13 protein-coding genes and 1 pseudogene are annotated in these 13,283 nt (G+C 48.3%); 4 read left to right on the top strand and 10 right to left on the bottom strand.

Annotated elements, in window-relative coordinates; genetic code table 11:
- Positions 1–121 precede the first annotated feature (121 nt).
- The 6 genes and pseudogenes from AC1RSM_RS04590 to AC1RSM_RS04565 all read right to left on the bottom strand — a co-directional run.
- Positions 122–262: pseudogene (locus AC1RSM_RS04590) on the bottom strand (competence protein CoiA family protein); the annotation flags it as partial.
- 56 nt (positions 263–318) lie between these two features.
- The gene (locus AC1RSM_RS04585) at positions 319–1,533 is read right to left on the bottom strand and encodes a Druantia anti-phage system protein DruA (RefSeq protein WP_492929908.1); all 1,215 of its coding nucleotides are present in this window, start codon (positions 1,531–1,533) and stop codon (positions 319–321) included.
- A 579-nt stretch (positions 1,534–2,112) separates the two neighbouring features.
- On the bottom strand, positions 2,113–2,301 hold the full coding sequence (locus AC1RSM_RS04580; protein ID WP_492929906.1) for a hypothetical protein: 189 nt from the start codon (positions 2,299–2,301) through the stop codon (positions 2,113–2,115).
- Positions 2,302–2,461: 160 nt separating this feature from the next.
- Entirely contained in the window at positions 2,462–2,899 is a 438-nt protein-coding gene (locus tag AC1RSM_RS04575; protein ID WP_492929904.1) for a single-stranded DNA-binding protein, read from the bottom strand.
- 66 nt (positions 2,900–2,965) lie between these two features.
- Positions 2,966–3,460: a hypothetical protein gene (locus tag AC1RSM_RS04570; RefSeq protein WP_492929902.1), complete on the bottom strand. Its 495-nt coding sequence runs from the start codon at positions 3,458–3,460 to the stop codon at positions 2,966–2,968.
- A 31-nt stretch (positions 3,461–3,491) separates the two neighbouring features.
- Entirely contained in the window at positions 3,492–4,631 is a 1,140-nt protein-coding gene (locus AC1RSM_RS04565; RefSeq protein ID WP_492929900.1) for a PFL_4669 family integrating conjugative element protein, read from the bottom strand.
- 45 nt (positions 4,632–4,676) lie between these two features.
- On the opposite strand from AC1RSM_RS04565, the gene AC1RSM_RS04560 reads away from it, so the two are divergent.
- On the top strand, positions 4,677–5,180 hold the full coding sequence (locus AC1RSM_RS04560) for a 2-thiouracil desulfurase family protein (RefSeq protein WP_492931455.1): 504 nt from the start codon (positions 4,677–4,679) through the stop codon (positions 5,178–5,180).
- Between the two features lie 176 nt (positions 5,181–5,356).
- On the opposite strand, the gene AC1RSM_RS04555 is transcribed toward AC1RSM_RS04560, so the two are convergent.
- Entirely contained in the window at positions 5,357–6,292 is a 936-nt protein-coding gene (locus tag AC1RSM_RS04555; RefSeq protein ID WP_492929898.1) for a LysR family transcriptional regulator, read from the bottom strand.
- Between the two features lie 179 nt (positions 6,293–6,471).
- On the opposite strand from AC1RSM_RS04555, the gene AC1RSM_RS04550 reads away from it, so the two are divergent.
- From AC1RSM_RS04550 to AC1RSM_RS04540, 3 genes are read left to right on the top strand one after another with little or no spacing between them, the layout of a single operon-like run.
- Positions 6,472–7,350 carry a PhzF family phenazine biosynthesis protein gene (locus AC1RSM_RS04550; RefSeq protein WP_492929896.1) on the top strand — a complete coding sequence of 293 codons (879 nt, stop codon included), beginning with the start codon at positions 6,472–6,474 and terminating at the stop codon, positions 7,348–7,350.
- Positions 7,351–7,361: 11 nt separating this feature from the next.
- Positions 7,362–7,751: a RidA family protein gene (locus tag AC1RSM_RS04545; protein ID WP_492929894.1), complete on the top strand. Its 390-nt coding sequence runs from the start codon at positions 7,362–7,364 to the stop codon at positions 7,749–7,751.
- 11 nt (positions 7,752–7,762) lie between these two features.
- Positions 7,763–9,538 (top strand): ABC transporter ATP-binding protein, encoded by a 1,776-nt coding sequence (locus tag AC1RSM_RS04540; RefSeq protein WP_492929892.1) that lies wholly within the window; start codon positions 7,763–7,765, stop codon positions 9,536–9,538.
- A 62-nt stretch (positions 9,539–9,600) separates the two neighbouring features.
- Here the strand turns inward: AC1RSM_RS04540 and AC1RSM_RS04535 are convergent, their stop codons facing one another.
- The 3 genes from AC1RSM_RS04535 to AC1RSM_RS04525 all read right to left on the bottom strand — a co-directional run bounded on the left by AC1RSM_RS04535 (position 9,601) and on the right by AC1RSM_RS04525 (position 13,034).
- Positions 9,601–10,263 (bottom strand): hypothetical protein, encoded by a 663-nt coding sequence (locus tag AC1RSM_RS04535; RefSeq protein WP_492929890.1) that lies wholly within the window; start codon positions 10,261–10,263, stop codon positions 9,601–9,603.
- A 199-nt stretch (positions 10,264–10,462) separates the two neighbouring features.
- Positions 10,463–12,628, bottom strand: coding sequence for a hypothetical protein (locus tag AC1RSM_RS04530; RefSeq protein WP_492929888.1), 2,166 nt, complete (start codon positions 12,626–12,628; stop codon positions 10,463–10,465).
- Positions 12,585–13,034 carry an aegerolysin family protein gene (locus AC1RSM_RS04525; protein WP_492929886.1) on the bottom strand — a complete coding sequence of 150 codons (450 nt, stop codon included), beginning with the start codon at positions 13,032–13,034 and terminating at the stop codon, positions 12,585–12,587. The genes AC1RSM_RS04530 and AC1RSM_RS04525 overlap by 44 nt, the downstream gene beginning before the upstream one ends.
- Positions 13,035–13,283: the final 249 nt, after the last annotated feature.

The following is a 13,283-nucleotide window of genomic DNA, read 5'->3' as shown; positions in this document are numbered from 1 at the left end:
GTAGCCCCAAATGCATCGCCATAGGAGCGTTATTGTTGTTTTCGCCCAGGCCAGTCAACGCAGAGCCAGACGCCCCGCCTTCTACATATAAGTGGCAGTCTTTACCGCTGCGGCCAGGCATATGTGCAAAGTAAGCGCGCTTTGAGCCTCCCGCTCGAAGTGAGACAGGCGTACGACATTCTGGGCAGACATAAAGTCCGAGCCCGCTAGACGCTACTTCTGCATCAACATATTGTCCGGCCCAGTTCAGGGCTTCTCGCACCCCCCCCTCCTACAAACGTTATACAGCACAAATGTGCCATACTGAATTATTAGGTACTATGCAACGCCAATATCTTCAATTAGCGATTTTCGCTGCGTATATGATGTTTGAATTAACTGCGGCAGCATATCATAAGACCAATTTAAATATTCTGGCCTACGTTCGGCACGGCCTATTATCCAGCGGTTGATGGCGAGGTCGCCGACTTCCGAAACCGAAAGCAAGGACTGTAGGTTAGGGTTCTCACTGCCTTTTTTCAGTATTTCTAAGGAGTTTTCTGCAAACAAGGAAATAAAGACCTCCCTCTTAATCCCGTGTTTTAAAATATCACCCTTAAAACCCAGTGACGAAATTGCCGCCCGTATAGTTCGAATTCTCCAGTTTGGGCCATCTCCGTACTCGTGGGTGTCAGCATATGGATGGCCAATTTGCCTCAAATATTCACGAAATTCTATAAATAAACCTTCAGGAATATGGAAATGTCCCCAGCCACCGCTATAACCTAGGCTTCTAAAATACTCAACACCAGACAGCTTTAGCCGATTGTAGATAGAAGAGCGTCCCATTGATGAGGATGTTGTTACAGCCAAGAGCCGCGCTTCTTTGATCTTATTTGAGATAATCCCTCGTGTGCTTCCATAGACAGAGGAAAATTCTTCATATATTTCTTTGCTGCGTATGAGGCACGCAATGAGTTTACCTCCCAACATCATGTTGTAAGGTGGCACAGCGCCAAGCACATAGGCATCCATCACATTGACCAGGCGGTCGGTTCTATCAGTTCCAGCCCAACCGATATAACTATCTCTAACTGATAGATTGAAAACAGGGTCGCCAATTGCGAAGATACCTATTAATTTCCCATTGTTATCATCCCAAACTAGAAATCTGAGACGCCGACCGAAGCCACTAGAAACAGGTACGGACCACGTGAGAGATGCTAGGCGGAAAAGGTCTCCTTGCCACGTATCGCTAAATATCCTTTCAAGTCTCGGGCGAATATCGGTGGGGCGCACTTCTGAGCCAGAAGCAAAGTAGCTTTGCAAGTTCGGAAGTTTTTTCGCGATGAAGCTCGCCTGCGTTCTGATAACATCAGCTCTTTGAGGTGAATGTAGTTGGCGAATAATCTCTTTTGTATCCCCAGGAGCCTTTAGCTCACCGCTCTGTTCTCGGCTGTAACCGAGACTCGCAAGATGCCTGCGTAGTCTTCGCTTTAGCAGAGCTTCTCGATTGCTAAGCGAAATAATTTTGCCGGTTTTTTTTAGTGACATTTTTGACTTTCTTATATGACTAGCGCTAGGAAATTCAAAGCATTACAACAATTATATTGCACTGGTTCTACAGGTTAGAGACAGCCAGCTACAGATTTTTCGTACAACGATTCATTTTTTAGAGAGTCTGAAAGACGTGGAGAGCTATTGTGAGCTGAGCGTATCCGAGTTGGGTACTTGAGCGTTCACTGACCAGAGGAAGATTATGTGGCCAAACGGCGAGAAAACTCCCTTATCCTAATTAAGTTTGAGTTAATGCACTTTATAGATAGGCAAATCCACCATTATAGTTGAGCTTAAGCATGTTCTAGCGAGGCAGACTCGCCTTGCATCCATTTCTCCAAGACAGCATTAGTAATTGCAACGGCTCGATTTGTGTGTGTCATTGTGGCAGCTTCTACCACATCTATTTCCGTCTCACGTTTACCCTCCAAGATCCTCCATACTGCTTCATCAATTGTGCCAGGTATGAGCGGTACGATGACCATTACATCCCGCTGCTGGCCCATTCGATACGCCCTATCCTCGGCTTGACGCATAAGCGCCGGAGTTCAGGGCATAGAAGCAAAGGCCACGCAGTTAGCAGCGGTTAGAGTAATACCGACACCAGCCGCCATCGTAGTCCCGATAAACACCCGAACCTGGGGGGTCATCCTGGAATGTGTCGATAGCCTTTTGCCGCTTCGTGGCTGAATCTGCACCGACTAAGCGCACTGCCTTGATGCCCGCCGCCGTAAAGGCGTCATGCATGGCATTGACTATGCTCATGTACTCGCAAAAGATGACGATCTTATCTTCAGCCTACGACCATCAAAAACAGCTTGAATTAGTAACTCAGGAGCCTTAAGCGAGATTGGGACAATATTCAACGGCAGCACCTTCTTTCATAACACCTCCATATCTATGAACATTGCCCCTCTCTTGTTAATTACGCAGGAACATCCTCATCCGACGGCACATCTTGATCACGCGCTGCCGCAGGCCGGCTTGCTTGTTTATAGGTGATCGACTCAATGCGAGTGAGCTGCAGGGCTACATCCTCAGCAACGATTTTGATGACTTGTACCTCGGCATTCGTGGCCTCATCTTTGGCAAAGAAGTCCCGCTCCTCACCAATGACAAGTACGCGAGCTCCCTTGCGCAAAAACTGTGCGCACGCCTCCGCCTTGCTGCCGTAGATCTCAACCTCGCGCCAGAAGCCCCCGATCTGCCCCACTTCGCCAGTAGCCTGGTCCTTGCCGTAGCGGCCAAAGTAAATGCGCATACTGCACACGCTGAACTCTTCGCCCGAATTATCTCTACGCGGGATACGTTTCAAGGTAGGCGAGTCGCCCAGGTTGCCCTTACCAATAAACAAGTTCTGCATATCAACTCCTTTCGGTGAGAAACAATCGATTTGACCGTATGGTCAGACCGCCCTGCATTAACTGGATCACGTCCTACTTCTGCTCGGGATAGGCCTGGCAAAAGTGGGGACTTTGCGTTGCTGACTCAGTAACTTCAGCTCACGCACGAGCCCGCGCAATTTGAGATGTTGTGAATTGAATTCTTGTGCCTGAGCATTGGCCTGTTCGTACCACTGCCGCAGCACGGTCGGTAGGACCGCATATCTTGAGTGCGCCTCTTCCCATGACAGATGCTTTCTCGTGCCAATCTCTCGCCAACGCAGCGCCATATAGCCGTCCGCTTTACGACGGTGCTCGGCCAGATACATGGAATAGCCAGCCACTTTCTTTGTGGCAGAACAGAGCGCGACCATGTTTGCTTCAACCTGGTCAACTTGCATGAGATGGTGGCGCAGCGACTGGGCGGTGCCCCTACCCGTAAAGGGCTTTGTGTCAATCACGCTCTGACACGTTTCGTTCTCCAAGGTCTTCCTTGCCCACTCAACCACATTGACACGTAGACTTCGAGTTCGCTTCGTCATCCTTTCGCCCTTTCCTCACAAAACCCTTTCTTCACACCAAGCCTGAATCGGCATCCTGAAACTCGCCGGCTTCGCGCTGTGCTTCAGCTTCAGCCAGTTGCACACCGACCGATTGCAACAGGCTCCTTTCCTTCTCAGTTAATGTGTACCGGCGTCGAGAATGGCGTGGTTGCAGCTTGGCGGTAAACACATCGGCAGGCACCATGCCGAATACTTCACGCACGAACTCCACCCGCTGCTTGCCCTCTTCTGAAGCATGTTCCGTAATAAAGTCCAGCCGGGAAAGCGCATTGATGTCTGGCTGCATGAGCCAACGTGAGAACCTGGCGACCTCATTGAACACGCGACGAATAAAGCGGGTCATTTCCGTGATTGAGCGGCGCATCTGCTGATCGCTTAAGAGCGTCTTGCGACCCAGGGTCTTTTGCAAGCGGATGAAGTAGTCGTAATCAACAATCAAGCGGCGTATGCTGTATCCGTAGGGGGATCGGAACCCCAGATGCAAAGACTGCGGTTGGGCAGATTTCAGGACTGAATAACTCAACCCTCGCTGCTGCTGGCTAGACAGCAAAGTCTCGGCAGTCTTGATCTCCTCTTGCAGCCGCTCATTCACTTCTTCCATGGATTGCTCATGACGCAACAACGACCAATCGGCATAGGGATTGTCATTGCCCGTCAACAGCCATAAGCTGCGCAACGAATTGGCGACACGACGACCACCTACAATAGGTGCCAAATCCGAGCCAGGCTCACGAACACGCCCCATAAACAACCTGAACGCTTCTTTGGTATGCAAGGTCATCAGATCGTCTTCTGAATCGACCAGAGAGCCCAAATCATCCATGGCAAAGAACTCAGCTGGTTTGACGTCAGGATCAGAACCCTTGCGTGTGTGGAACTTGGCCTGCATACGAGCCAATTGATCTTTGCGATCTTCCAGTTCGATATACCGCTCATAAAGAGGATCATCCTCACGCATCGGCCCTGCCATATACGCGGCCAGCAAGGCTTCTTCGCCGGTGATCGAATACCCATCGGTGAAGGGGGAGTTCTCCTCTGTAGAGAACCCAATAAGAGACTTGGGTGCGGGAATGGCAGCGGGCTTGTCGCTGGAGCTACAAGCCGTTGCTATACTCCCCAGTCTTTTTATCTTCAGGCTGCGTCGCTGCATGGTGAATTGCCAGTCTTGCGCTAAATAACAGAGCGAACCGACATGATGAAATTCGTTTTAGTGAGTTCATGCCTGCTTGGCAAACCTGTCCGCTACAACGGCACTCACAAGCTGGCAGAGGATGAGGTGTTCGCACGCTGGCTTAGTGAAGGCCGCGTCATATCCGTATGCCCCGAACTTGCAGGCGGAATGCCGGTACCCCGCCCACCCGCCGAAATTATTGGTGGCGGCGGAATGCAGGTGTTCTCCGGGCTGGCTCGTGTTGTAGACGCTCAAGGAAATGATGTGTCTCGCGCTTTTATAGCCGGCTCCGTGCAAACCTTGGAGCAAGCAAAACTCAAGAATATTCGGGTGGCCGTCCTTAAAGAGGACAGCCCATCCTGTGGTTCCAGCTCTATTTACGACGGTACCTTTACCGGTAAGCGTGTCCAGGGACAAGGAGTCACTGCGTCCCTATTGGAATCCGAAGGCATTCGGGTCTTTAACGAGAAGCAGTTTGCACAGGCTGAAGCCTATTTACGCAGTTTGGAAGATGAAATCACGGAGTAAACCAAGCTGCCCTTTAGCGAAACATTTCCCCGTTTAGCCGATCAGAATCCGCCCTGTTGCCCCTTAAGCAGCCGGATTCATGCGTTTGCCTACCCTAGAAAAACTCCCTGTGCCGTGCAAAGCGGTAGTCTCAAGGCCAAAGCGACGATTGGCCCAGACTCAGCAAGGGCTATCAACTAAGAAGGCAGCTTCTCCCAGGGAGCACCGCTGGCAAACGCTTTCTCTACCCAGGCTTTGAACGCAGCTGTTTTCGATGGAGTGAACTTGGCGGAGGGACGGATAAAGTAGATGGCGGACTGCCTGTCGAAGGTCCAACCAGGAAGAACAGGCACTAAAGTCCCTGCCGCTATATCTCTGGCAACCAGCCAGTTGCTGGACCCCAGTATTCCTATCCCTTGGCGCGCTGCATCCAGCAAGGCTTCGCCATCATTGCTGACAAAATTGCCCCTTGCAGTGACAGCCAGTGTCTCTTCTCCTTGGTACAAGACCCATTCTGGATAGGTTCGCAAGCCTGTATGACCAAGACAATTGTGATTGGCCAGGTCTTTGGGATGAGCAGGACGCGTATGTCGCTCAATGTATTGGGGGGATGCGCACAGAATCCTGCTATGACTACAAAGCCTGTTTGCAATCAGGCGACTGTCCTCTAAAGCCCCAACGCGGACACACGCGTCGTACCCCTCTGCAATCACATCCACGTATTTGTCCGAGTAATCTACATGCACCGTCAGCCGGGGATGGGCCTGAGCAAACCGGGAAACAATCGGGCTGAGCCATAGCCGACCTAATGCTCCAGGCAGGCTAATCCGCAGACTGCCTACAATCTCTTTGGATAAGTGCCCTGCCTCCTGCTCCGCCTCTTCCAGTATTTGAGCCGCGGCATTCAGCCTTTCATAAAAGCGCTCACCAGCATCTGTCAGCTTGATGCGTCTTGTGGAGCGTTCAACTAAGCGTACTCCCAGCCGCTCTTCAAGCGAGGCTATGCGTTTAGAAATAATGGATGGATGACGTTGTAGTTTAAGCGCTGCGGCAGTAAATGATCCGGTACGGACAATTGCAACAAATGCAGCAAATTCATCTGACTGCTGACTGGTAAACGAGGAAGTGCTCACTTAGCACCTCACGGTAAATTTAATGTTCACGGAGTAGTCCTGATAAATCATGGGCTGAAGATAGACTATTTTCTTGCATATCAGTTGTGCACTATACGCACTAATGACGCCTGTATTTCTTGATAAGGTAGAAAAACATGCTCGCTCCAGAGCCATACTCTTATCAAGCAGGCGCCCATATGCAGGTTAAATTCAAGCAAGTTGATGTTTTTGCCAACACCTCGTTCAAAGGCAATCCGGTTGCAGTCGTGCTTGATGCCACCGGCCTGACCCCACACCAGATGCAAAGCATCGCCAACTGGACCAACGTCTCTGAAACTACCTTTGTGTCTGCTGCCACAGATCCGGCAGCAGACTACACAATCAGAATTTTTACCCCAACGTCGGAGCTTCCCTTTGCAGGACACCCGACGATTGGAACGGCTCATGCGCTGATTGAAGCCGGTCTCGTCCACCCGAAGAATGGTTTGATTACACAGCAATGTGAAGTCGGCTTGATTCCCATCCGAGTGGAGGGTGAAGGCACTGCCTCTAAGCAGATTTTCTTTGAGCTGCCCAAAGCCACATTTGTAGAGCTGAACGCCAATGAAGTTCAGCTCGTTCGAGGCATACTTGGCGCCCCTTCCCTGTCTGCGGTCACACCAAGGTTTGTGAACGTCGGCCCCATCCATACGGTGGTGCAGCTACCTACTGCCCAGGATGTCTTGTCGCTGACACCCAAGCTTGATGAGCTGCACGAATTCAGCAAAGCGCACAACACGGCAGGCATCGTCGTATTCGGTGCGCAAGGCAAAGATCAAAAGACCGCAATCGAATCGCGCTCCTTCTTTCCCATACTCGGCATCAACGAGGACCCCGTGTGCGGAAGTGGCAACGGTGCAATCGCCGCTTTTATCGCCGAGACTCAGCAAACATCTGTATTCGGCAACCACTTCTCAAGCTCGCAAGGTCAGGCACTTGGGCGCGAAGGAAAAATAACGCTAAAAATTTCTCCGGACTCACGTATTGAGGTGGGTGGCGAAAGCGTGACAACGATCGATGGTCTTATTTCAATTTAAGCGGCTTGCATATGCACAAATCTATCATTTCAACCGAACATGCTCACAGCACTTTGGGAGCGTACTCCCAAGGCGTCCGAACAGGCGATTTCCTGTACACCTCCGGGCAAATTGGCATTGACCCTGTATCGATGCAACTTGTAGACGGGGTTGAAAATCAAATTCGACAGACCTTCCAGAACATCCGGGCAATCTGCGAAGCCGAAGGCGCAGATCTATCAAACATCATCAAATTAACCGTACTGCTTGTTGACCAGGACTCGTGGATCTTGGTCAACAAGCTTATGCAAGAAATGTTCACCAGCCCATACCCCTCTCGTACTGCCTTTGGCGTTGCATGGCTGCCTTTGGGGGCGGCTATCGAAGTCGAGGCAGTGATACGACTGGACTCGCATCAATAGACATCACTCTCATGGAACAAGGTACTGACTACAACTCGCTTGCGTCGCAGCATCTTCCCACAGGCCGAGTTCTGGCACTGTTTAAACCCTGGCGCATTCGACTCATGCTGTTAGGGGGCTTACTGGCAGTAGGTGCCGTCATAGGATTGGCCTCGCCCTTCTTGCTTCGCGAAATCATTGACTCGGCATTACCCGAAAAGAACCTGGGTTTGCTAACCGTGCTTGCGCTCGGCCTGGTAGGCGTGACTGCTGTAGGCGCTGGCATCAACGTAGTGCAGACCATCCTGTCCACAAAGATTGGTCAGGAAATCATGCATGACCTTCGAGTCCAGCTTTACAGTCATCTGCAAACGCTTTCCTTGAGTTTCTACACACGAACTCGCACTGGAGAAATTCAATCACGCATTGCCAATGACGTGGGTGGTCTGCAATCGGTTGTCAGCAACACAATGACCGAACTTGCTCGCAATATCAGCATTGTGATCACAACGTCCATTGCCATGATGCTGCTGGACTGGCGGTTGGCACTATTCTCCTTTGCCGTGTTGCCGCCATTAGTTCTGCTCAGCAGCAAAATCGGCGAGCGGCGTGAACGACTAACTCATGAACAGCAAGCCGGCCATGCCGAGATGTCGGCTGCAGTACAAGAAACGCTTTCGGCGCCTGGCATTGTTTTGTCGCGGACCCTGGCTCGGGCGGAGTTCCTGACACACCGCTTTGCACGAAGCTCCGCCGATGTTGCGAAACTGGAAGTACGCGCACACACGGCCGGAGAATGGCAATGGACCATCATCTATTTACTGCTGGGGGCGCTGCCAGCCTTGACGCTACTGCTCGGTGGGTGGCTGATTGGTCAAGGAACCCTTGTCACCATCGGCACTCTGGTTGCACTGATTGCGCTCCAGGAGCAACTGATGTGGCCACTTGAAGCTCTGCTGGCCAGCACAGTACAACTGCGCACGACCAGAGCGCTTTTTATTCGCATATTTGAGTACATGGACACCAAGCCAGAGGTGACGGAACCCAAATATCCCAAGAGCTTCCCAGCCACGGGCCCTACTGGTCACGTACGCCTGGAAGCAGTGAGCTATGGCTACCAGAAGGGCCTGAGCAACCTGCTCAATGTGTCTATGGATATTCCGGCCGGTTCACATATTGCAATTGTCGGCCCTACCGGGGCCGGCAAGACTACCTTGGGCTATCTTTTGGCTCGCTTGGCAGACCCCGATGCTGGACGCATCACGATTGATGGCATCGATTTGCGCGAAATGAGTTTCGAACAATTAGCCAACACGCTAGGGGTCGTGATGCAAGAACCATTTCTGCTCAATACCAGCATCGCAGAGAACTTGCGGTTTGCGCAGCCAGAGGCCAGTGACGAGGAGCTTGTTGCTGCCGCCCAGACAGCACAGATCCATGATCTGATCGCCTCCCTCCCGGAGGGCTATCAAACCACCGTGGGCGAACGTGGCTATCGTTTTTCAGGCGGGGAAAAACAACGGCTTGCACTGGCGCGCACGATTCTACGCAATCCTCCTGTCTTGCTGCTTGATGAGGCTACCAGCGCGCTGGACAATACGACCGAAAGCGCCATGTCAGCAGCGCTGGCGAAGATGGCTTCAAATCGCACGGTCATCTCAATCGCTCATCGTCTATCGACAGTACGCCGTGCGGATCGAATTTTCGTGCTGAAAGCCGGGCAGCTTGTTGAGCAAGGGACACACGACGAGCTTGCCGAACTCGACGGAGTCTATGCCCAACTTCTGCGTGCTGGTGCACCGGTGTAGAGATGGCTGACTGTCCGTACTGCAGCAATGCGTAAAGGTCGGCCCATCCCGACCTAATTGCCTTAAGGTGCTAAGGGTAAAGCCGGTTTCGTCTTCATGGAGGTATCCGGGTTTGCGATTCCAAGCGCCGGATTCAGCACGGGATTGCCTACCGGCAAGTGTCCTTTGTATGTAAAGGACTGCAGGTTGGCCAAAGAGACAGCCTGCTTGGCGTTGATAAAATTGAATGGAACGATAATTTCCAGTTCCTGCGCTGTATGCGGGCCTCGGTAGATATACCCCTGCAATCCCAGCGTCTCGATCAGCGGTTTGTTCTCAGGGATTTGAATTCCTATTTCGCTCAACGCTTTTCTGACCAGCTTGGCTTTTTCTTTTTGTGGAACCTTAGGGTCTGCTATTTCGCTCCCCGTAATATCGACAAGCTGGGTTTTCTTACCTTTGCCATCAAAACTATTAACGGTAGAGGCTTCAATGTAAATCAGGTTTATATAAGCATCTCCTGTGCCGTTTTTAGGCAAAGAGTCCGGCAAGTAACCTTCCGCCGTAGCCCGATCTTGGGCAACATACAGCCCGGCCCAATCGTCTTTATCTCCTGCGGGGTAGGACTTTATGATTTCTCGGTAGCTCTTATTCTTGGCCGTAATACCAGAGGACTTGTAGCCGAGAAATACGCATGAGGGGCCTGGCTGTATAGCAATACTCATTATTTTCGCTTTAACAGTCATCTCAATATCTTCCTATTAATAATATTAATTCCTAGATCAACAACCCCGATATTTATATGTTTTTAATTATTAAAAAACATAGATAACAATATGGTTAACAAGGACTCAAATTCAAAACCTCTTCAGGCATCATTAAGCCTGAATAGGTTTTCACCATCATTTCCCAAAAATATCATTTTTCAAACTATTCTTTGATTAATCACCCAAATATATTGCTGATTTTCTCAACTGTTCCAATATAGCTAGTACTTATTTTACGCAGCGTATACGGAACGTTGCTATCCCAATTTTTAGACCATGAGTCGCTGCTCAAAGTACAAATATTGAGTTTTCCAAGCTCTTTTTCCAAATCTTCGAATTGGCTTTGCAGAGACTCGCTAGATGCAAGACTTCGGCCCTGACTTTGACCACGCCATTCAATTCCTTTAGCAGCAGAATATGGAATCGGTATTAAACGAAGATCACCATTAAACAAAATCCCTTTTTCTTTATTTGCCTCGAATTTCAGCGCGATTGCTCCACCTTTAGTAAATATCATCTTTTCAGGCAGCGCTTTTCTTAAAAGCATTAAAGAAGGACCAAATGCATAAATATCACCGTTTGTATCGATGAATGGTAGCATCTTGACAAAAGAGCTAAAAGCAGTGGGATTATTACTTCCATAGCTACAATAAGCAGCTTTATAGGTGATTTCCGGGTAAGGCACAGGATGAACATTTATTATTTCACTGCTTACTGATTTATCATCAAGCAGCAGGCCTAAACCGAGTTCAGCGTTACGCAAAAATCCAAGCTGGTTCCATTTAGTATAAATTTCTTGGGCCTCTTCGCTTAATGATTCAAATGCTATTTTTATAGCATCGTCTCGGCCCATATTATCGCTTAATTTTATTTGAGCAATTTTAAAAGAGTCTGCCACTTGGGATGCTGATTTAAGATGGCAAAAATCCAAATTGATATTGCATGCGTTAAACGTATTATAGATAGTATTTAACGTGGACAAGTCCTGCATCATACAACGAATTTTCAATATGTATTCCGCCACCTCATCATTGCTGATATCGTTCATATACCCCATAGACATCCAAGGAAAAATATCAGACCAGTTTGCTATCCATGCGCCCAAAACAGCATAGTCAGAACTTGATTTCAAAACCCCTTCCCTGGCACCCTTTAACAAGGACTTAGGGATTCCTTTATAAACCTTCCCTTTTGATAAAACATCCAATGAGTTTTTCTTAACCTTATCAGCCAAGTTATTTAGACCATCAATATTATTCTCATCTCTAATTATTGATCTAAATTTATCTATAGTTAACTCTGGGTTAGTTTTTTTTGCCTCCTCATACCCCGAAGATATAGAAAACTCCTCAGAGTCACCCAGTTTTTTTATTGATTCCAGTTTCTCTTCAACTTCCGGATTTTTTTCAGGTTTTAAAAACTCAGGGATTTCAGGGGGGCGACTGACCGAACTTTGCATTGGCGCTTTGTCCAGCAAGCTGATCCCTGATATTTCTTCAAAGGACTTATTAGCAACTACATCAAACCATGAGTTCACCTGGCTTTCAACGCAGCCGCCACTCGCGTGGGACTTGCAAGAAACATTGACATCGGAAGTCTGGTTTTTTTGAGAACCATTATATGTTTGCTCTATAGATACTGAAGCTCCGACTCCTGAATAACTAAATCCAGCTGTTTCGCCGTATTTCCAATTATCCTCCGACTTCTTGTTGCTCATTTCTGTCGAAACAGAACCCATCCCACCCCAGATGGCTCCAACAACCAAGCCATCACCATATGAAGAGATGAAATGTTGCAGTTCCTGCACCCACTCCTTCATCAACTTTTCTTTTTCGCTGGATGAGCCGACGTGGTCACGGGCAGCGATAAACTTGTCAAGGACACTCAACGCCTGATGCTTAGGCCCTGCGCTTAAAGAATTTAAAACATCTCCCACCAGCAAGTTATCAAAATCGATATACTCTATGCCCGATATCATAGAAATATTATAAGAAACTTTTATCGATTTAGACTCTGAGGCAGTCGCGTTACTTACGGAAACGGCAACGGCAGAAGTAAACTTCGCGACACCCGATGCTCCATATGCCCCTGAAAATCCTAGTGTTCCTTCGTTCAGAGAGTCTGTGTACACATACTGGCTTTTCCCACTCATGCTCATCTCAACTTCTTTTTGAGTGATCATTTTGGTAATCGGCTGATTCAATACTGATGGCGAAAAATCATTTCCAAGAACGGTAGATCCGACGGTAATCCCTAATAAGGGATTTATAGATTTAGATTCTATAGCCATAATTCCACCATTAATATTTTTTAACAACAGTAATAAAAATATTTCCTGATGCACCGCTTGTGCTACCGCCACCCTTTTTATTAACTGTATATCTGTCTTTATCTTTTACATCCAATTTATCGCTATTTGAGCCACTCCACGGGCAGTCCCAATTATATTGAAATACAACCTTATCGCCCTCATATAATGAAAATTTCCCTTCAGTTCCGGAAGACTCACTCTCTCGCCCGCAGGAAGCTATTGTGTAGGAATCCTCATCCTTGATAATGGTTCCATTTATTTCACTGGCGGATATTTCTTTATCTTTATCCCCTGGTTTATGAAACTTCCCCCACTCCAGATGAGCGTCATTCACTTTGAAATTTGAGTTAACCACAAAAATCGTTATCTCTATCCATTGACCATAGGCACGGATTGTTTTTTCTTCATCCGAAAAATCTTTATCTGCTTTGCTATTCATATCTAACTCCTCAGCTTGTTAATTAAATAGCCCCTAATTGTTACGGGCTTGCCTTAGGCAAACAAAGAGTATCAGACGAATTACAAAAACTCAAACAAACCATTATTTAAAAACAATTTTCCAAATAAGGCGAATTGTTATCTGTAGACTAATAAATATAATCTGATAATTCACGTCCTAATTATTTTAATATTTATTATTCTTTAATTAGGCAGCTAGGGTTTTTAGATATTTATTAACTTCTCGGCA

This window comes from Alcaligenes sp. GW821-FHT11D07, assembly GCF_058808495.1.
This window is presented reverse-complemented; position numbering and strand designations above follow the sequence as displayed.

Excerpts from the sequence above, each read along its gene's own strand:
- AC1RSM_RS04585 (WP_492929908.1), bottom strand. The coding sequence starts at position 1,533 with ATGTCACTAAAAAAAACCGGCAAAATTATTTCGCTTAGCAATCGAGAA.
- AC1RSM_RS04580 (WP_492929906.1), bottom strand. The coding sequence starts at position 2,301 with ATGAGCATAGTCAATGCCATGCATGACGCCTTTACGGCGGCGGGCATC.
- AC1RSM_RS04575 (WP_492929904.1), bottom strand. The coding sequence starts at position 2,899 with ATGCAGAACTTGTTTATTGGTAAGGGCAACCTGGGCGACTCGCCTACC.
- AC1RSM_RS04570 (WP_492929902.1), bottom strand. The coding sequence starts at position 3,460 with ATGACGAAGCGAACTCGAAGTCTACGTGTCAATGTGGTTGAGTGGGCA.
- AC1RSM_RS04565 (WP_492929900.1), bottom strand. The coding sequence starts at position 4,631 with ATGCAGCGACGCAGCCTGAAGATAAAAAGACTGGGGAGTATAGCAACG.
- AC1RSM_RS04560 (WP_492931455.1), top strand. The coding sequence starts at position 4,677 with ATGAAATTCGTTTTAGTGAGTTCATGCCTGCTTGGCAAACCTGTCCGC.
- AC1RSM_RS04550 (WP_492929896.1), top strand. The coding sequence starts at position 6,472 with ATGCAGGTTAAATTCAAGCAAGTTGATGTTTTTGCCAACACCTCGTTC.
- AC1RSM_RS04545 (WP_492929894.1), top strand. The coding sequence starts at position 7,362 with ATGCACAAATCTATCATTTCAACCGAACATGCTCACAGCACTTTGGGA.
- AC1RSM_RS04540 (WP_492929892.1), top strand. The coding sequence starts at position 7,763 with ATGGAACAAGGTACTGACTACAACTCGCTTGCGTCGCAGCATCTTCCC.
- AC1RSM_RS04535 (WP_492929890.1), bottom strand. The coding sequence starts at position 10,263 with ATGACTGTTAAAGCGAAAATAATGAGTATTGCTATACAGCCAGGCCCC.
- AC1RSM_RS04525 (WP_492929886.1), bottom strand. The coding sequence starts at position 13,034 with ATGAATAGCAAAGCAGATAAAGATTTTTCGGATGAAGAAAAAACAATC.